Genomic DNA, 18,244 nt, shown 5'->3' on the forward strand with positions numbered 1-18,244 from the left:
GCAACCCACATACGACCTCGAAGGACAACCACACATGGTGAATACCGAACACGCTTCGCTCTACCTGCACCCCGACCGCAACCTCGGCATGGAGTTGGTGCGGGCCACCGAGGCCGCCGCCATCCGTGCGGTGCCGTTCATCGGCCGGGGCGACAAGAACGCCGCCGACGGTGCGGCCGTCGACGCTATGCGCAAGTTCCTGGGCACTGTTGATTTCGACGGCGTTGTCGTCATCGGCGAGGGCGAAAAGGACGACGCGCCCATGCTCTACAACGGCGAGCACGTCGGCAGCGGCCGCGGGCCGTCTTGCGATATCGCGGTCGACCCGATCGACGGCACCTCGCTCACGGCCAACGGCCGCCAGAACGCGCTGAGCATGATCGCCGTCGCCGACCGCGGCAGCATGTACGACCCCAGCGCCGTGTTCTACATGGACAAGATCGTCACCGGCTGGGAGGGCCACGGTGTTGTGGACCTGCGCCAGCCGATCGGCGAGAACATCCGCGCCCTCGCCAAGGCCAAGGGCAAGGACGTGGCCGACATGACCATCGCCATCCTCGACCGTCCGCGCCACGCGGGACTGATCGACGAGGTGCGCGCGGCCGGAGCCGGCACCCGACTGATGCTCGACGGCGACGTGGCCGGCGGTATCAACGCGGCCCTGAGCGAGACCCGCATCGACATGTGCGTGGGCATCGGTGGCACCCCTGAGGGCATCATCACTGCGTGCGCCCTCAAGGCGCTCGGCGGGTTCATCCAGGCCAGGCTGCACCCCAAGGACGACGACGAGGCCCAGAAGGCCATCGACGCCGGCCATGACCTCGAGCGGATCCTGGGCGTGGACGACCTCGTCACCAGCGACAACACCTACTTCGTGGCCACGGGAGTCACCGACGGCCAGCTGGTCGGCGGAGTGCGCAAGATGGGCCCGAAGATCCGCACCGAGTCCATCGTGCTGCGCGGCAAGAGCGGCACCATCCGTCGGGTCGTGGCCGAGCACCTCGCCGAGAAGTGGCTCTAGCCTGAGCTGAGCCGGCAGCGCGCCCTCGGCCCTGGCGACCTATTCGACCAGGATGCCGAGGTGCGCGGCCAGCAGCGGCGCCAGCATCGACAGCTGGGCGTCGTCGATGGTGGCGCCCTTGAGCCCCTCGAAGCTGTGGATCGCCGAGAAGTCACTCGAGCGCAGGTCGACGTCGGTGAGCCGGGCTCCCGCCACGTCGAGCGTGCCGATGCGGCAGTCACGCAGTTCCAGCCGCTGCACGACCGCGCTCGACAGGTCGAGCTCGTCGATGATGCAGTTGCTGATCAGGACGTCGGTGAGTGTGGCGTTGCGCAGGTTCACGAAGTCCAGCTTCGAGCCGTCGATCTGCACGCTGCGCAGGTTCGCGTCGTACATCTCCACCGAGCCGAGCCGGGAATGCTCGATGCGCACGTCGCGCCAGGACGACCGGGGCGCGCTGAACACCGCGGCGTGCAGTTCGGTGGCGATGCACTCCGACCAGGAGCTGCCGCGCAGCACCGTGGTGTTCAGGTCCACGGCGTGCAGCTCGCACTCCGTGAAGCTCGTGCTGGTGAGGTCCCGGCCGGAGAAGTCCACCCGGCTGAACCGCTCGGCTTCCCTGTCGTCGCCGCGGCCCACCAGGGCGCCGTCGTTGTCGAGCAGGTTGTCGAGGACGATCCGGTCGAGCTGCGGACCGCGCTTCTTCGCGCGGGCCATCAGGAGAGCGGCTCGAGCAGGAACACCGGGATGACCCGGTCGGTCTTGGTCTGGTAGTCGGCGTAGTCCGGGTACGCCGCCACGGCACGTTCCCACCAGAGTGCCTTCTCGTCGCCGGTGATCTCCCGGGCTGTCATGTCCTGCCTGAGCGGGCCGTCCTGCACCTCGACGAGCGGATGCGCGACAACGTTGGCGTACCAGTCCGGGTTCTTCGGGCTGCCCCCGAGAGACGCGACCGCGGCGTACCGGCCGTCGTGCTCGACCCGCATCAGCGGGGCCTTGCGGATCTTGCCGGACTTGGCGCCGAGGGTGGACAGCACGATCACGGGCATCCCGCGCATCGTGGTGCCCGCGGTGCCGCCAGAGCTTTCGTAGAGGTCGACCTGATCACGTACCCACTTCTCGGGGCTGGGCTCGTATTCTCCGTGCAGGGGCATGGTCGACCTACTTCTCTCTCAGGGGAAAACGGGGGTGGCGCGGCGCGTACCGCGGGATGTAGCGCCAGAGCACGCCGGCGCCCAGGAGTCCCACCACTCCCATGACACCACTGGCCACCGACAACGACAACACCGCGGTGATGCCGGCGACGGCCAGGGGAGCGGCGGCGCTCCCGAAATCGGCGGTGAATCGCCAGGCGCCCAGGAACGGTGCGGGGCCGGTGGGCGGCGCCAGGTCGGCGCCCAGAGTCATCAGCAGGCCACTGCCGATGCCGTTGGCCAGCGACAGGAACATGGCCACGGCGATGAACCACTGCACGTTGTCGGGCAGGTCGTGGGTGAATGAAAGGGCGAGCATACCGATGCCGAGCCCGATCATCGAGGGGATCGCGGTCCACATCCGGCCGAACCGGTCCATGATCTGGCCGCTGGCGTAGAACAGGGCGAAGTCGATGCCGCCGGCGATGCCGATGATCAGGGCCGTGTCCGGCTCGTTGATGCCGATGCTGACCGCCCAGAGCGGCAGCATCACCGTGCGGGTGGCACGCATCGCGCCGACGAGGCCCGCGCCGCTGCCCAGCCGCAGCAGCACGCCGCGGTAGCGCCAGATGGTGGCGAACAGGCCGGTGGTCTCCGCCGCGGCCTCGTCCTCGCCTGCCGTGCGCACGGTGGTGCCGGCGGGCGCTCCGGGTGCGGCGCTGGCGAAGGTGCTCGAGGGGTCCGGCAGGAGTAGCAGCACCACGGCAGCCGCCAGGCAGCAGACTATGAACACCCAGAAGACCGCGGTGGTGCTGCCGGTGAGCTGGATGACGCCGGCCGCGATGAACGGGCCGACGAACCAGCCGGCCCGGAAGACGCCGCCGAGGGTGGAGAGGGCCCTGGCCCGGTAGGCCACGGGTACGTAACTGGTCATGAAGGCGTGCCGGGCGAGCGCGAACACCGCAGTGGCCAGGCCGATGAGGAAGATGCCGACGGCCAGCACGATGGGGTTGGGCGCAATTATGCAGACCAGCACGGCGAGGATCGCCAGCAGCGATGCGCCGATCATCGAGCTCCGCTCGCCGAAGCGCGAGACCACGGCGCCGCTGGGAATGTCCCCGGCCAGTTCGCCGACCATCACCATGGCCGCGATGAATCCGGCGAAGGCCAGGGATGCACCGAGGCTGTCGGCCACCAGCGGGATCAGCGGGATCATCGCGCCCTCGCCGATCGAGAAGAGCATGGTGGGCAAGAACGCCGCGAGAGCCACTCCCCGGAGGCTGAAGGGGCGGTCGGTACTCATCCGTTCGATGCTACCTCTCGCCCGGTAGGCTGGATTCCACAATGATTGAGCTGGATTTCTCTGAGCAGATCGCCGCGCTGCGGGCCACGTTTGACGACATCCGGTCGGTGATCGACATCGACCGTCTGAAACTTGACATCGCCGAGTTGAACGACCAGGCGGGTGCCCCCGACCTGTGGAACGACTCCGAGCATGCCCAGAAGGTGACCAGCGACCTCAGTCACCGCCAGAGCGAGCTCAAGCGCATCGAGAGTATCGAGTCGCGCCTGGACGACCTCGAGGTGCTCGTGGAGCTGGCCAACGCCGAGGGCGACCAGGAGTCGGCCGATGAGGCCACGGCCGAGTTGAAGAGCGTGCAGAAGGTGCTCGGCGACCTCGAGGTGCACACCCTGCTCAACGGCGAGTTCGACCCGAACCCGGCCGTGATCACCATCCGTGCCGGCGCCGGCGGGGTGGATGCCGCCGACTTCGCCGAGATGCTGCTCCGGATGTACCTGCGCTGGGCCGAGCAGCACGACTACACCACCAATGTGCTCGACGTGAGCTACGCCGAAGAAGCCGGCATCAAGTCCGCCACCTTCGAGGTGAACGCGCCGTACGCCTTCGGCACCCTGAGCGTCGAGGCCGGCACCCACCGGCTGGTGCGGATGAGCCCGTTCAACTCCGCGGGCAAGCGGCAGACCTCGTTCGCCGCCGTCGAGGTGGTGCCGCTGATCGAGCAGGCCGAGGCCGTGGAGATCCCCGACAACGACATCCGGGTCGACGTGTTCCGCTCCAGCGGCCCCGGCGGCCAGTCGGTCAACACCACCGACTCCGCCGTGCGCATCACCCACCTGCCCACCGGCCTGGTGGTGAGCTGCCAGAACGAGAAGAGCCAGATCCAGAACCGTGCAGCGGCCATGCGGGTGCTGGCCTCCCGGCTGTTGCTGCTGCAGCGTGAGCAGGAAGCGGCCACCAAGAAGGAATTCGCCGGCATCATCACCGCCAGCTGGGGTGACCAGATGCGCAGCTACGTGCTCGCGCCGTACCAGATGGTCAAGGACCTGCGCACGGAGTACGAGGTCAACAACCCGTCCAATGTGTTCGACGGCGACCTGGACGGATTCATCGCCGCGGGCATCCGGTGGCGTAAAACCCCGACCGATTAAGGCATCGCACGGCGCCCGCGAACCTTTGGACTTGCTGGTTGAGGTATGTCGCAAGTAGGTAAAACGCGGATGGCTGCCTAGGCTCGAAACGCCATGATCCGATTTGATCACATCACCAAGAAATATCCCGGTACGAACCGACCGGCCCTGAACTCAATCGACGTCGAGATTCTTCGCGGCGAATTTGTCTTCCTGGTCGGGGCTTCGGGCTCGGGTAAGTCCAGCTGCCTTCGCCTGATGTTGAAGGAGGAGAAGCCGTCCAGCGGAAGCATTCACGTGCTCGGCCAGGACCTGCGCTCCATCTCCAACCGCAAGGTGCCGTACTTCCGCCGCAACCTCGGGGTGGTCTTCCAGGACTTCCGCCTGCTGCCGAACAAGACCGTCTACGACAACGTCGCGTTCAGCCTGCAGGTGATCGGCAAGTCTCGCGGGTACATCCAGGAGGCCGTGCCCGACACCCTGCACATGGTGGGACTGGCCGAGAAGGGGCAGCGGCTGCCTCACGAACTCTCCGGTGGTGAGCAGCAGCGTGTGGCGATCGCCCGTGCGATCGTGAACAAGCCGCAGATCGTTCTGGCCGACGAGCCGACCGGTAACCTCGACCCGACCACCAGTGCCGAGATCATGTCGCTGCTGGCCCGGATCAACGCCGGCGGTACCACGGTGATCATGGCCACGCACGAGGCGGGCATCGTGGACAAGATGAAGCGCCGCGTGATCGAACTCTCCGCGGGCCAGATCGTGCGTGACGAGCGTCAGGGCGGCTACGCCACCGCGGCCATCCCGATGGTGCTTGCGCCGGGCGAACGGGCCGCGTCCCGGTCGTCGCGGATGCCGACAACGGCAGCGACCACCGGGCCGATCACCGATCAGACCCCGGCCGAGCCGTTCACCCACCCCGCTCCCGAGGTTCTGCCCCAGGAGGTGGCATCGGCCGAGGTCGAGGCCGCCGCCGTTGCGGTGAGCACCGCTCCGCCGACGGTTCCTGCCGAGACCGTCGCCGAGACCGTCGCACCGACTGTGCCGGCGACCGAGCCCCGGCCTGCCGTCGCAGAGACCGTGCCGGCCTTTGCGCCTGCTCCGCCGGCGCCGAGTGCCCCGAGTGCGCCGCGTGCCGACGCGCCCGCTGCGGTCACCCCGCGACCGGATGCCGAGCCGCCGGTTGAACCGCCGACCTCGACAATGTCCAGGCCGGTCCTTCCGGTCACCCAGCACGATGAACCAGAACAGCTCACCCTGGCCGAGAAGCTCGGCCTGCGCGCTCCGGGCGAAAAGCCCGACCCGACCAGTGAGCAGAACGTAGGACCCACCCGATGAGACTCGGACTTGTGCTTTCCGAAGCATCCAACGGCCTGCGCCGCAACGCCTCGATGGTCGTTTCGGTCGTACTGGTGACGTTCATCTCGCTGACCTTCGTGGGAGCGGCGATCCTCATGCAGATGCAGATCGGCCAGATGAAGAACTTCTGGTACGACCGCGCACAGGTGGGCATTTACATGTGCACCGCCATCTCGCCGGGGGAGACCTGCACGGCCGGCGAGGCCAGCCAGGAGCAGATCGACTCGGTGGAGGCGCAGCTGCAGTCCCCGACGCTGGCGACCTTCATCGACAAGTACTACTTCGAGACCCACGAGCAGGCGTTCGAGAACTTCAAGACGCAGTTCGCGGGCAACCCCGTGGCCGACTACGTGACGGCCGATCAGCTCAACCAGACCTTCTGGGTGAACCTGAACAACCCCGCGGACTCCGATGTGCTGGTGGAGAGCCTCTCCGGCGTCGCCGGTGTCGAGAACGTGGCCGACCAACGCAAGTACCTCGATCAGATCTTCTCGGTGCTGAACGTGGCCAGTTACACGGCCATCGGGATCGCGTCGCTGATGCTCGTGGCGGCGGCTCTGCTGATCGCGACGACCATCCGGCTGTCGGCCTTCTCCAGGCGCAAGGAGCTCGGCATTATGCGGTTGGTGGGTGCGTCGAACCGGTTCATCCAAACGCCGTTCATCCTCGAGGGTGTCTTCGCGGCACTGCTGGGATCGCTGCTGGCCGGTGGTGCGATCGTGGCGATCGTGCACTACTTCGTGCAGGGCTATCTGGGCGCCAGCCTGACCGGATTCGCCCTGGTCGGCCTCGATGATGCGTTCACCGTGGTGCCGATCCTGTTGGTCCTCGGGGCGGCGCTGGCCGCGGCGTCGGCGAACTTCGCGATCACCCGCTATCTGAAGGTCTGATCAGATCCACTAGACTGATGGGCTGCCCGGCGGATGCCAGGCCGATTTACCCGAACCGATCGAGGAGAATGCCGTGCCCAGGGAAAAAGGCGAGAAGGTCGTCGCGACCAATCGCAAGGCGCGCCACGACTACCTCATCGAGGATACGTACGAGGCCGGAATGGTGCTCAGTGGCACCGAGGTGAAGTCGTTGCGGGCCGGGCGGGCGTCGCTCGTCGACGGTTATGCGTTCATCGAGTCCGGTGAGGCGTGGCTGGATGCCGTGCACATTCCGGAGTACACCGCCGGCACCTGGACGAACCACCCGCCGCGTCGCAAGCGCAAGCTGCTGCTGCACAAGCAGGAGATCATCAAGATCAGCCATAAGACCAAGGAGGGTGGTTACACCCTCATCCCGCTGAAGATCTATTTCAGCGACGGCAAGGCCAAGGTCGAGATCGCGGTGGCCAAGGGCAAGAAGGAATTCGACAAGCGCCAGACCCTGCGTGAACGCCAGGACAAGCGCGAGTCCGACCGAGCCATCTCCGCCCGCCGTAACCTCGGCGACTAGCCAGCCGGATACCCAGCCAGCCAGCCAGCCAGCCAACCCGGCCGGGCCTGACTCATTCGGTGTGGGGTGGTTGTCGGGTTGTGGGGTTGTGGGCGCGGTGTTGGGGTGGTTTGCGCCAGGTGTCGGTGGGGTCGATCCAGTGTGGGGCTTTGACTTCGGGCATGCCGAGGACCATGCGGATTTTCCAGCCGTCGGTGTTGGTGATGCCGTGGTGGTGGCGCCAGCAGAGGAGCACTCCGTTGGTGACGTTGGTGGGTCCGCCGTGTTGCCAGGGGATGACGTGGTGGACTTCGGTCCATTGGGGTGGGCAGGTGCAGCCGGGGATGATGCAGCCGCCGTCTCGGGCGGTGATGGCTTTGCGTTGCATGGGGGTGAAGCAGCGGGCTTTGTTGCCCAGGGCCAGGACGGCGCCGGTGCCGCCGAAGAAGATCGGTCGGAAGCCGCCGTTGTCGATCATTTGGTTGATGGTTGTCATCGAGATGGGCCCGTCGATGCCGTCGATCCAGCCCACGCCGATGCCGGCGAGGAGGTCTGTCGCGCTCACGTGCACCATCACGGTCGGTGGCATGCCGCCCATGGTGGGGGTGCGGGGGTCTTGGGCGACTTGGACGAGGATGCCGCGGAGGATGTCGGCGCGTTTTTCGCCGCCGGTGCGTTCGTCCAGGATCTCGCCGGGCACGAGTTCGCCGGCCTCGATGCGCTGCTGCTCTTCGGCGGAGGGGAACGCGGGTGCGGTGCGGGCGGATTGGAAACTGTCGAAGAGGGTGTGGATGATGCCTTTGAGCTCCGGGGTGACGCCGCCGCGCAGCGGGTGCAACCCTCGGGTCAGCCTGCCGAAAGAGAGGGTGGATTTGGCCTCGAGGACAGCTTCGGTGGGTGCGGCGCCGTCGGGGTTCAGCGCGGCCTGCCAGGTCAGGGTCATGTCCCGGATCCGGTCGGCGGGGAAGGTGAACCCGGCCGAGTCACCCAGACGGGCGACCGGACCTGAACAAACTCCGCCGGCGTTCGAGCCGCGGTCCGTGCCAGTGTCGGCGTCGGTGTTGGTGTCGCGGTCGGTGCCGGTGTCGGTAGTGGTGTCCGCGGGGCCGGCGGTGCGGCCGAAGACCGACCCGGTCGCGCTTTCGACCAAACCGGCTTCCCCGGCATCCACGTCGGCCTGGTCCGCGTCGAAGCGGCCGTGCACCTTGTAGTCGGACAGGCCCGTGACGATATTCTCGGCCGCGTCGATGCCCAACTCGCCCGCGGCCAGTGCCGCGGCCACGAACGGGAACACCGGCTCCAACACCGCCCCGCCCAACACCCGCGGAGCCACCTTCTCACCCAAGAGCACCCGGCGTTTCATCTCCGGCACCGATGCGCCCGTCAACCGGATCAACAAATCATTCGAGTGCGTCGCGCCCAACCGCCAGGCCATCGAGTCCCGGCCCAACCCGGACCGGGACCGGTAGCCCACCACCGTCGCGGTGCTGACCCGGGCTGCATCCACCGGCCGGCCAGTGCGCTCCACCATCTGCGTCAACGCCACCACCTCGGCGTCACTCAGAGCATTCACGTCCAGCGAGTCCATCACCGCCCGCACCGTGCGAGCCGCATCCTCCAGGGCCTGCAACTTCTCACCGAACACCCCGGTGCGCGCACGCTGCACCCCGGGCAGATGGGCCGGATCCCGCCACGCCGGCCGCCCGTCAGTCGAAGCCCGACCCGGCCGACCGGGGAAGGACTCGCCGGGGGCCGTCGTGTCGGTGGGCCCGCCTAGGCTGCCAGCGTCCGGGCCGGACGGCTCCGGCACCGGAGACGCCAACGCAGTGTTCCAGTCACAGGGATTCGCGCTGGCGGGAGGAGTTCCCGTCGGTGCGGTGGGGCTGACCAGCTCGTCATCCATACCGCCATTATCCCACGAATCGTACTTAAATGCGAGCATTGCTCATGTTTCAATCTAATGAGATTCACAAGTTTCTTCTACGCAGGAAGAGCGGCTTGCGGGGTCTCGACAGGCTCGACCAGCGGGATGGGGGCGTTGTCGGGATCAGGTGCGGGGTCTCGACAGGCTCGACCAGCGGGGTGGGGAGTTGCCGGGGTCGGATTAGGGGGCGCTACCTTGGCGGGGCGAAAGTGTTGTATCCTGAAAGGCCGTAGTGGTGAGCTGCAATGTTCGCCACTGCGGTCTTGGAAACAAGATTGGTAACTCAACAGCGTGTGACAACAACCGCGTACCGCTTCGCTCATTCGAGTCGGCGGCACGAACATGGGGATGATCGGTTTCGACATTGCCTGCGTAACTGTGAGAAGCGGGTCGAGGATGCAGGGTTAACTCGTTAACGATCTCTGCAAAACAATAAGTGCCAATTCAAACCGCACTGTCTCGCGTTCCGCTTTCGCCCTCGCGGCCTAAGTAGAACCACATTGAGACCGTCAGACCGGGAATGCTCTCTACCCGGACCCTGACGTCATTTAGAGAGATTGCTCCTATCCTGAGCCTCGGGGTATAGGGGGACTTAAACGAGGGCTGGGCTCGTCGGATCAGCTGACAGTGGCAAGTTCCGGAGCCGAGTAGAACGTCTTCACTGGATACACCCGTAGAAGAAACATGACCACAGCAATGGACCGGGGTTCAATTCCCCGCATCTCCACCATTGGGTTGTTGCCACACGCTGTTGAGAAACCGTCAGTCGGCCAGAAAGGCCTGATGACGGTATCCCTCCATATCGAGGATGAGTGCGGATGATTCCGGCACCTCCACGAAGGCTCCCGGTAGATCGTTGAGCGGTTCCGAGACGACGACCTTCGCATGATCGCCGAACGCCGCGAGACGCTCCTGGTCCGGGTACATCTGGCGTAGCGTGCGGATGTCCGCCGAATGGAACAGCGACCGTGTGCGTCCCTGGGTCGAATAGCGGAAGGCCCACAAGGTGGCGCCATCGGAAACGGCAACGGTTCCCTGCCAGGGGAATTGCACGCCATGGTCGTGGCCGACAGACTCGACGGTGCGGATGGCGCGCCCGATGGCGTCGATCGGGTCGTCGCGGAGACCGTAGGTCAACGCAAGATGAAAGAGCACCTCGGAGTCCGTTGTGCCGAGCACGTTCGGGTACAGCGACGGGTCGATGGCCAACGTCAGGTCGCGCCTGAGCTCCCGCCACCCCGCGATGGCGCCGTTGTGCATGAACATCCAGTTCTTGTAGCGGAACGGATGGCAGTTCGTCTGCTGGATCGGCGGTGCGGTTGCCGCGCGAACGTGGGTGAAGAAGAGCGGGCTGGTGATGGCCCGGGTGAGTTCGCTCAGATTCGCGTCGTTCCAGGCCGGTTCGATGCTGTGGAAGAGCGCCGGCTCGGTGCCCTGCGGTGCGTGGGTGGGATACCAGCCGAACCCGAAGCCATCGCCGTTCACGGTTTCGGCCCCGAGCGGGGAGTTCAGCGATTGCGCGACGATCGAGTGCTTCGCGTCGAGCACGATCGTGGCGGGACGAAGCGGTTCCCCGATATACGCCAGCCATCTACACATCCGTCCATCTCCCATCCGGCACGACCGCGGCGGCGCGCACGCGACCATTGTGCACCCGTCCGCGACGGGTGGGCACGGATGCCCCGGTCCAACCCGGTGCTCCCTCGGGACGGACCCTTGACCACCATCCGGGGTGAGGCCACACTCGTCGCAGGCGGTTCACACTGTCGTGTTCCGACGTGAACGGAAGAGGTCAACGTGGCGACGTTCGGCATCGAAGAGGAGTTCCAATTCCTCACTCCTGACACCCTGTTCCCCGTGGATGTGGGCGATGAGGTCTTCGCACGTCTCTCGGTGCTGCCCGCCTGGCGCGAGGTCACACACAGGGAGTTCCTGGCCTCGCAGATCGAACATGCCTCGGCGGTTTTCGACAGGATGGACGTGGCACGCACGGCCGTGACCGGCTTTCGCCGTGTGGTCACCGATCAGGCGGCCGACCTCGGTGTCATCGTGGCGAGCGTCGGCACTCCGCCCGACACGACGCCCTTCCCGTCGATCACCGACACGGAGCGCTACCAACGCATCGTGCGCAGTATGGACGCCGTCATCGCCGACCACCAGGTGAGCGGCCTGCACGTGCACGTGGGTATCCCGAGCCGGGAGGCCGGCGTGATCGTCTTGAACGCGGTGCGGCCCTGGCTGCCGCTCTTCACGGCCATCTCGTCGAACTCGCCGATGTGGCGCGGGCAGGACACCGGGCACGACAGCTGGCGCACGGTGTTGCTGCGCCGGTGGACGACCTCGGGCTGCCCGCCCTCCTTCATCGACGCCGCGGACTACGACCGGCGGATCGTGAGGCTGCTGGGCATCGGCGGCACTGTCGACCTCGGCGTGATCATGTGGGACGTGCGCCTCTCGGAGCACCTGCCCACCATCGAGTTCCGGGTGGCCGACGCACAGCTGGACGCCGAGACCACGCTGTTCATCGCCGCCTTGTGCCGTGCCTTCGTGGCGCACTCCCTGGCCGTGCCGTCCGCGCGGTACGCCGCAGCACGAGCGTCCGCGCAGATGCCGTCCGAACTCCTCTCCGCCGCTCTGCTGCATTCGGCCCATCACGGAATGCGACAGCAGGTCTTCGACCCGTTGGTCGGCGGACTGGCCCCGGCGGCTGAGTGCCTCGATCGATTCGTGCGGATGCTCGAGCCCGCGCTCGAAGAACTGGGCGACGCGGCGTTGGCGAGGGAGGCGGTGGCGCGGTTGCGGGTCGACGGCACCGGCGCCGCGCGGCAGCGCGCCGCATTCCAACGCGGCGGGCCGCCCGAGCTGGGCCGGGTGCTGACGGCGTCGATGAGCCCGCGCCAGACCAGCGAGCGGGTGACGGCGGCAGCGGAAGCGATCCTGGGCTGACGTCAGTTCCCGGCGGCGACCGGATGCGGCCGCCGGGTGTCGGCGGGAACCACGAGCGGGGTGCCGGTGAGCGGGTCGCTGATGACAACGTTGGCCAAGCCGAACACCTCCGCGACCAGCTCGGCAGTGATCGTCGTGGCGGGCGGCCCCTCGGCCACGATCCGGCCGTCCTGCATCGCGATGATGTTGGATGCGTACCGCGCGGCATGGTTGAGGTCGTGCAGCACGGCCACAACGGTGCGCCCCTGGCCGTTGAGGTCGTGCAGCAGGTTGAGCACCTCGATCTGGTGGGCGATGTCGAGGTAGGTGGTGGGCTCGTCCAGCAGGATCAGCGGCGTCTGCTGGGCCAGCACCATGGCGATCCACACGCGCTGCCGCTGCCCGCCGGAGAGCTCGTCCACCCGCCGGGTCGCCAGGTCGGCGACGTCGGTGAGGCGAAGCGCATCCGTCACGGCCGCCTCATCGGCGACGGACCACTGGCGCAGCAGCCGCTGGTGGGCGTACCGGCCGCGAGCGACCAGCTCGGCCACGGTGATGCCCTCCGGTGAGACCGCGCTCTGCGGCAGCAGTCCGAGACGGCGGGCGGTGTCCTTGGCCGGGTACGAGGCGATGTCCCGGCCGTCGAGCAGCACGGTGCCCGACGCTGCAGGCAGCAGCCCGGCCAGGGCACGCAGCAGGGTGGACTTGCCGCAGGCGTTCGGTCCGATGATCACGGTGAACGACCCGGGCGGCACGGCGAGGTCGAGATCGTCGATGACGCTGCGGCGGTCGTACCGCACGCCGAGGCCGGCTGCCTGCAGGGGCGAATTGGGTGGGCGTGTCGGTGAGCTCATGCTCTCCTCCTGGATTCGTGGATGAGCAGCCAGACCAGGTAGCTGCCGCCGAGGACCACGGTCACCACCCCGACGGGCACGGTCAGGGGAATGACATGCTGGGCGATCAGGTCCGAGCCCAGAAGCAGCGCTCCGCCGACGATCCCGGTGGTGACGAAGGGGATGCCCGGCGTTCCGGTGAGACGGCGGGTGATCTGGGGTGCCGCCAGCGCCACGAACGCGATCGGGCCGGCCACGGCGGTCACCACGCTCACCAGGCACACGGCGAGGGCGACCGCGGCGAGCCTGGTCCGCCCGACGGCCACCCCGGTGGCGGATGCGGCGTCGTCGCCCAGGTCGAGCTGCCGCACGGCGGGGGTGACCAGGGGCACCAGGGCCAGCAGCAGCAGAATGCAGAGTCCCGCGGGAACCGCCGTTGCGGCGGTGACGCTGTTCAGGGTGCCGGCGCCCCAGGCCGAGGCGAAGAGGGCGGTTTCCAGTTCCGCTCGCAGCAGCATCCAGGTGTTGACCGAGGCCAGCATGGCCGAGATGGCGATGCCCACCACGATGAAGCGGAACCCGTGCAGACCGCCCCGGTAGGCGAGCAGGTAGATCAGGACCGCCGCCGCGAGGCCGCCGATCAGGGACCCGGCGGTCAGGAGCGGCCAGCTGCCACCGAGGACCAGGAGGGCGATGAGCATGCCGGTGAAGGAGCCGTTCGCCAGGCCGATGATGTCCGGACTGGCCAGCGGGTTGCGGGTGATCGTCTGGAAGATGGCGCCGGCCACGGCCAGGGCAGCGCCGAAGAGCACGGCCGCCACTGCGCGCGGCAGCCGCCACTCCAGCACCACGATGCGCGGCAACCCGTCGACCCGGCCGGTGACGACGCCGACGACCTCGGCCGGCGTCAGCGGGAAGTCGCCGAGGGCAAGGGCGAGAAGAGCCAGGAGCACCGTGACCAGGAGCATCACCGACCCGACAAGGGCGCTGCGGAGCCCGACGACCACGGTGAGGCCGCGGATGCCCACCACGATCCGCCGTCGTCCGACATCGAGGGCGGCGGTACTCACAGCGCCGTCGCCGATCGGCGGCGCACCAGGATGATCAGCACCGGGGCGCCCACGAAGGCCGTCACGACACCGACAGGCATCTCGCTCGGCAGCACGGCGATCCGGCCCAGCACGTCGGCGGCGAGCACCAGTACCGCCCCCAGTACCATCGAGCCGAGCACGATTCGCCGCTGGTCGGTGCCGAGCGTCCACCGCACCACGTGGGGAACGACCAGGCCGACGAACACGAGAGGCCCGGCCACCGCTGTGGCGCTGCCCGCCAGGAGCGTCACGGCCGCGAGGGTCACCAGCTGGATGCGCCGCACACTGACCCCCTGCGAGCGGGCCACGTCCGCGCCGAGGGCTATCGAATTGAGGCCGGGCGCCGCCCACAGTGCCAGAGCCAGGCCCACCAGCACCAGCGGCAGCACCGGCAGCACCACGTCGACGCCGCGTTCGAGCAGGCTGCCGGCGCTCCAGCCGCGCATCCTGTCGAAGGCGTCGGGGTGGGTGAGGGTGAGCCCGGTGGTGAGTCCGGCGAAGACGGCGCCGATCGCCACCCCGGTGACGGTCAGCCGCACCGGACCGGCCGCCCGGCCGCCGGCCGAACCGATGGCGTAGACCGCGACGGTGAGAAGGAGCGCCCCGGCGCAGGCGAGCCAGACGTAGCCGAGCGGACTGGTCACTCCGAAGAAGGTGATGCCGACGGCCACGACGAACGCGGCACCCGCGTTGACGCCCAGGAGGCCGGGGTCGGCGAGCGGGTTGCGGGTGAAGGCCTGCATGAGCGCACCGGCCACGCCGAGCGCGGCGCCCACCGCCAGTCCGGCCGCCGTGCGCGGGATCCGCTGCTCCCAGACCACGAAGCGGGACTCGGCGCTGCCGCCCCCGAACACGGTGTCCAGCACCGCGCCCGGGTGCAGTGGGTTGGCGCCGACGATCACCGAGAGGGCGACGGCCGTGATCAGAGCGGCCAGCGCGGCGCCGAACCAGGCCCCTCGGGCGGCGCGCCGGCCGGTTCGTGCCGCCGGCACCGGGAAGGCCGCCACGATTACTTCGAACCGGCCAGGATCCGGTCGAGGTCGTCGAGCACGGTCATGCCGCCGAGCGGCCCGACCCCGGTGATCCAGAAGGACTGGTCCACCACGGAGAGCCCCGGGAAGGATGCCGCATTGGTGCGGATCGACTCGGGCACCAGAGTCTCATCGGTCACGTCGGTGGCCGAGACGAGTACCAGGTCGGCCTGGGCCTCGAGCACCCGCTCGGGGGAGATGTCCACCGAGATGGACTCCTCCCAGTCGCGGTCGGGGATGGTCAGCCCGGTGCACTCGAGCGTGCTGCCGGCGAATGAGGTGGGTCCGTACAGGGTGAGGATGCCGTCACGCGGGCGCACGAACTGGGCCGTCATGCCGGCCGTGTCGTAGGTCTCGGCGATCTGGGCGCAGCGGTCGTCGTAGTCGGTGAGCAGCTGGTCCGCACCGGCCTCGTCGCCGAGAGCGCGCGCCACCAGGGCCACATTGTCGGTCCAGGGGTCAGTCTGAGTGGCCATGAACACCGTCGGTGCGATGGACGAGAGCTGGTCGTAGAGCGCGGAGTGGCGCGACTCCGTGCCCAGGATGAGGTCGGGCTCCAGTGCCGCGATTTTCTCGATCGACGGTTCGGGCACGGTGCCGACTGTGGCGATGTCCGCCGCGGCATCGCCCAGGTAGTCCGGCACCCCCGCCGCCTCGTTCAGCACGGCCGCGCCCACCGGGATCACACCGAGGGCCACGGTGGTGTCCAGCTGCACCGGCTCCAGCACGACCACGCGCCGCACGTTGTTCGGCACGGCGGTCTCACCGCGAGCGTGCTCGACGAGGTGGGTGCCGGCATCCGCTGTCGACGGGTCTGCTGATGCGCCGGAGGAGGACGCCGGCGTCGCGGTGCAGCCGGTCAGGGCGAACGCCACGACGACGGGCAGCGCGAGCCCGGCGAGGAGGCCTCGTGACCGGGGGGAGGAGGAATGCAGGCGCACGAGGAAGTCCTTTCGACGGGGGAGAGGGCGACGAGGATCGCGACAGTTAGCTTAGCCTGTCCTAACCTTGCTCGAGTCCGGGCGCACCAAGCTGCTGCTGCTCGCGCAGCTGCGGAGCGCCGGCCGCTCGGACAGCCGGTATTACTCGGGACCGGCGCCGCGGGGATGCAGCCGCAGGCCGGCCGAGGTGCCGATGGCCTCCCGCTGACCGCCGGAGTGAACGATCTCGGTGCCGTGCACGGTGAGCTGGCTGGCGTGCGCGCGCAACGCATCCGTCACCACGGTGAGATGCTGGGGCAGGTCGAACCAGTCGCTGCCGGCCGCGGGTGCCTCGAGCACCTCCGCGAAGTCGGTGCCGGTGGCCAGGCATGCTGCGCGCGCCGCGTCGTGGGCGCGCACGTGATCGGGATGGCCGTAGCCGCCTCCGTCGTCGTAGCTGATCACCAGGGACGGCCGCAGCCGCTCGACGAGGGCCGCGATGTCGGCGCTGACCTCCGTCAGCGGGGCTACCGACAGGGCGTCCTCTGCGGCATCGTCCGCCGGTCCGGCCAGGCCGGGGCTGAGCCAGACCATGCCGGAGTCGCGATAGCGACGGGCCTGGAGCCCGTCGACCCTGGCCGGCGGTTCGCCCAGCCAGAAACGTTCGGTGATGCCCAGGATGCCGGTGGCTCGTTCCAGCTCCCGGTCCCGTTCTTCGGCCAGCTCGCCGGTGCCGGCCAGGGCGGTGAGCGGGCCGTCGACGACCTCGCCGCGTTCACCGCGGGAGCAGGTGAGCAGGAAGACCCGGCTGCCCCTGGCGACGTACTCGGCGATGAGCGCGCCGGTGGAGATGGTCTCGTCGTCGGGATGGGCGTGCACGAACAATACCGACCGTTGCCCGTCGAGCAGGGTCACGCGCAAATCGCAATCGGCAGCAGAGTGCAGTAGGCGCTCAGCAGCGAGGCGGCGGAGCGGGGCCAATCGAAGCTCTCGGCACGGGCGCGGGCCGCCAACGACAGGCGCTCGGCCAGTACGGGGTCTGACAGCACCTCGGTGAGAGCCGCAGCCCAGACCCGCGGTTCGCGCGACTCGATCAGGAGGCCCGTGTCACCGTCGAGCACCGCCTCGCGAAGGCCACCGGTGCCCTGGGCGACGACAGGCACACCGCTGGCGGCGGCCTCAAGTGCCACCAGGCCGAAGGTCTCGGAGTGTGAGGGAACCAGTACCACCCGGGCGCCGCGGAGCAGCTTGGCCAAGTCGACGCGGGAACGCGGCCCGACGAAGCGCACCCCGTCCTTGATGCCGTGCGTCGCGGCCAGCCGGCTCAGTTCGTCGATGTAGCCGTCGTAGTCGGCCGAGGCGTCACCCGCGATCACGAGCTCGGGCCGCAGCTCTGCCGGCACGGCGGCGATCGCCTGGATGGCGAGATCCAGGCCCTTCAACGGCTGCAGCCGACCGGCGACGACGGCATAGCCGCGGTCGGCGGCGGCCCGGCCCACACCGGCCGTGCCGGCGGGGAGAGGGTGGAAGAGCGACCCGTCCACGCCGGGCGGCACGATCGCAACGCGCTCCATCGATCCGCCCAGCCGCAGCACCACGGTGTCGGCCTCGGCGGCGCTCACGGCCACGATCAGGTCGGACTCCCGGGCCAGCCAGGCCTCGCCGGCCATCCGTCCGTCGGACTCCGGGCGCTCGCCCGCCGACAGCGGGGTGGCCTCGTTGGCGGCGATGGAGTGGAAACTCTGCACGTGCGGCACGCCCAACTCGCGCGCCAGCGGCAGCATGGCCATGCCGGAGAACCAGTGGTGGGAGTGGATGATGTCCCATGGTCCGAGCCGGGCCGCCTGGGCGCGGAAGTCGTCGATGAACCCCTCGTGGTCGCCCTTGGGCACCGACCGGAGCGGTCCGGCGTCGAGGTAACGCAGGGTGACGCCCGCGGCGAGGCGCCGGGCGGCGGGCATCTCGGGGGAGGAGCGCCGGGTGAGGATCTCCACCTGGTGACCCAGGGCCGCCAGCGCCTCGGCCTGGTGCCGCACCACGACATTCATGCCGCCGGCGTCCCCCGAACCGGGCTCGGCACCGGGGGAGGTGTGCAGGGAAACCAGGGCGATACGCAGGGGATCAGTAGCAGGGGACACTACAGAATCTTATGACACGGGCGGATGCGTAAGATGAGAGC

At 68.4% G+C, this 18,244-nt stretch carries 17 protein-coding genes and 1 other RNA gene; 7 read left to right on the forward strand and 11 right to left on the reverse strand.

The window, feature by feature from the left end:
* Positions 1 to 34 precede the first annotated feature (34 nt).
* Positions 35 to 1,021 carry a class II fructose-bisphosphatase gene (gene glpX, locus E3T61_RS13245; RefSeq protein WP_130176120.1) on the forward strand — a complete coding sequence of 329 codons (987 nt, stop codon included), beginning with the start codon at positions 35 to 37 and terminating at the stop codon, positions 1,019 to 1,021.
* A gap of 39 nt (positions 1,022 to 1,060) precedes the next feature.
* Here glpX and E3T61_RS13250 read toward each other — a convergent pair whose 3' ends face one another.
* The 3 genes from E3T61_RS13250 to E3T61_RS13260 are packed head-to-tail and all read right to left on the reverse strand — an operon-like array spanning position 1,061 to position 3,436.
* Positions 1,061 to 1,717, reverse strand: coding sequence for a pentapeptide repeat-containing protein (locus E3T61_RS13250; protein ID WP_134641316.1), 657 nt, complete (start codon positions 1,715 to 1,717; stop codon positions 1,061 to 1,063).
* Complete coding sequence (locus E3T61_RS13255; protein WP_134641317.1) at positions 1,717 to 2,154, reverse strand: nitroreductase family deazaflavin-dependent oxidoreductase; 438 nt, start codon at positions 2,152 to 2,154, stop codon at positions 1,717 to 1,719. The genes E3T61_RS13250 and E3T61_RS13255 overlap by 1 nt, the downstream gene beginning before the upstream one ends.
* A 7-nt stretch (positions 2,155 to 2,161) precedes the next feature.
* Positions 2,162 to 3,436, reverse strand: coding sequence for an MFS transporter (locus tag E3T61_RS13260; protein WP_134641318.1), 1,275 nt, complete (start codon positions 3,434 to 3,436; stop codon positions 2,162 to 2,164).
* Between the two features lie 41 nt (positions 3,437 to 3,477).
* On the opposite strand from E3T61_RS13260, the gene prfB reads away from it, so the two are divergent.
* From prfB to smpB, 4 genes are all read left to right on the forward strand, one after another.
* Positions 3,478 to 4,584 (forward strand): peptide chain release factor 2, encoded by a 1,107-nt coding sequence (gene prfB / locus E3T61_RS13265; RefSeq protein WP_134641319.1) that lies wholly within the window; start codon positions 3,478 to 3,480, stop codon positions 4,582 to 4,584.
* Between the two features lie 93 nt (positions 4,585 to 4,677).
* Positions 4,678 to 5,901 (forward strand): cell division ATP-binding protein FtsE, encoded by a 1,224-nt coding sequence (ftsE, locus tag E3T61_RS13270; protein WP_134641320.1) that lies wholly within the window; start codon positions 4,678 to 4,680, stop codon positions 5,899 to 5,901.
* Complete coding sequence (gene ftsX / locus E3T61_RS13275; protein WP_134641321.1) at positions 5,898 to 6,812, forward strand: permease-like cell division protein FtsX; 915 nt, start codon at positions 5,898 to 5,900, stop codon at positions 6,810 to 6,812. The genes ftsE and ftsX overlap by 4 nt, the downstream gene beginning before the upstream one ends.
* A 73-nt stretch (positions 6,813 to 6,885) precedes the next feature.
* A complete protein-coding gene (smpB, locus tag E3T61_RS13280) occupies positions 6,886 to 7,362 on the forward strand; it encodes an SsrA-binding protein SmpB (RefSeq protein ID WP_066599783.1) in 477 nt (158 codons plus the stop codon).
* 52 nt (positions 7,363 to 7,414) lie between these two features.
* Here the strand turns inward: smpB and E3T61_RS22350 are convergent, their stop codons facing one another.
* Positions 7,415 to 9,244: an HNH endonuclease signature motif containing protein gene (locus E3T61_RS22350; RefSeq protein WP_166793230.1), complete on the reverse strand. Its 1,830-nt coding sequence runs from the start codon at positions 9,242 to 9,244 to the stop codon at positions 7,415 to 7,417.
* Positions 9,245 to 9,609: 365 nt separating this feature from the next.
* Here E3T61_RS22350 and ssrA point away from each other — a divergent pair.
* Positions 9,610 to 9,995: a transfer-messenger RNA gene (gene ssrA, locus E3T61_RS13290) on the forward strand.
* 32 nt (positions 9,996 to 10,027) lie between these two features.
* Here ssrA and E3T61_RS13295 read toward each other — a convergent pair.
* Positions 10,028 to 10,912, reverse strand: a complete 885-nt coding sequence (locus E3T61_RS13295; RefSeq protein WP_241992559.1) for a class II glutamine amidotransferase — start codon at positions 10,910 to 10,912, stop codon at positions 10,028 to 10,030.
* Between the two features lie 150 nt (positions 10,913 to 11,062).
* Between E3T61_RS13295 and E3T61_RS13300 the strand changes: the two genes are divergently transcribed.
* Positions 11,063 to 12,211 carry a carboxylate-amine ligase gene (locus tag E3T61_RS13300; RefSeq protein ID WP_134641323.1) on the forward strand — a complete coding sequence of 383 codons (1,149 nt, stop codon included), beginning with the start codon at positions 11,063 to 11,065 and terminating at the stop codon, positions 12,209 to 12,211.
* 2 nt (positions 12,212 to 12,213) lie between these two features.
* Here the strand turns inward: E3T61_RS13300 and E3T61_RS13305 are convergent, their stop codons facing one another.
* From E3T61_RS13305 to E3T61_RS13330, 6 genes are all read right to left on the reverse strand, one after another.
* Positions 12,214 to 13,044, reverse strand: coding sequence for an ABC transporter ATP-binding protein (locus E3T61_RS13305; RefSeq protein WP_134641324.1), 831 nt, complete (start codon positions 13,042 to 13,044; stop codon positions 12,214 to 12,216).
* A complete protein-coding gene (locus tag E3T61_RS13310) occupies positions 13,041 to 14,093 on the reverse strand; it encodes a FecCD family ABC transporter permease (protein WP_241992560.1) in 1,053 nt (350 codons plus the stop codon). The genes E3T61_RS13305 and E3T61_RS13310 overlap by 4 nt, the downstream gene beginning before the upstream one ends.
* Positions 14,090 to 15,121, reverse strand: a complete 1,032-nt coding sequence (locus E3T61_RS13315; protein WP_241992561.1) for an iron chelate uptake ABC transporter family permease subunit — start codon at positions 15,119 to 15,121, stop codon at positions 14,090 to 14,092. Before E3T61_RS13315 ends, E3T61_RS13310 begins: the two co-directional genes overlap by 4 nt.
* Positions 15,122 to 15,123: 2 nt before the next feature.
* Positions 15,124 to 16,086 carry an ABC transporter substrate-binding protein gene (locus E3T61_RS13320; RefSeq protein WP_198418691.1) on the reverse strand — a complete coding sequence of 321 codons (963 nt, stop codon included), beginning with the start codon at positions 16,084 to 16,086 and terminating at the stop codon, positions 15,124 to 15,126.
* Between the two features lie 141 nt (positions 16,087 to 16,227).
* Entirely contained in the window at positions 16,228 to 16,980 is a 753-nt protein-coding gene (locus E3T61_RS13325; protein WP_166793231.1) for a PIG-L deacetylase family protein, read from the reverse strand.
* Positions 16,977 to 18,203, reverse strand: a complete 1,227-nt coding sequence (locus E3T61_RS13330; RefSeq protein ID WP_134641326.1) for a glycosyltransferase — start codon at positions 18,201 to 18,203, stop codon at positions 16,977 to 16,979. Before E3T61_RS13330 ends, E3T61_RS13325 begins: the two co-directional genes overlap by 4 nt.
* Positions 18,204 to 18,244: the final 41 nt, after the last annotated feature.

It is taken from the genome of Cryobacterium lactosi (assembly GCF_004403945.1).
Lineage (GTDB): Bacteria > Actinomycetota > Actinomycetes > Actinomycetales > Microbacteriaceae > Cryobacterium > Cryobacterium lactosi.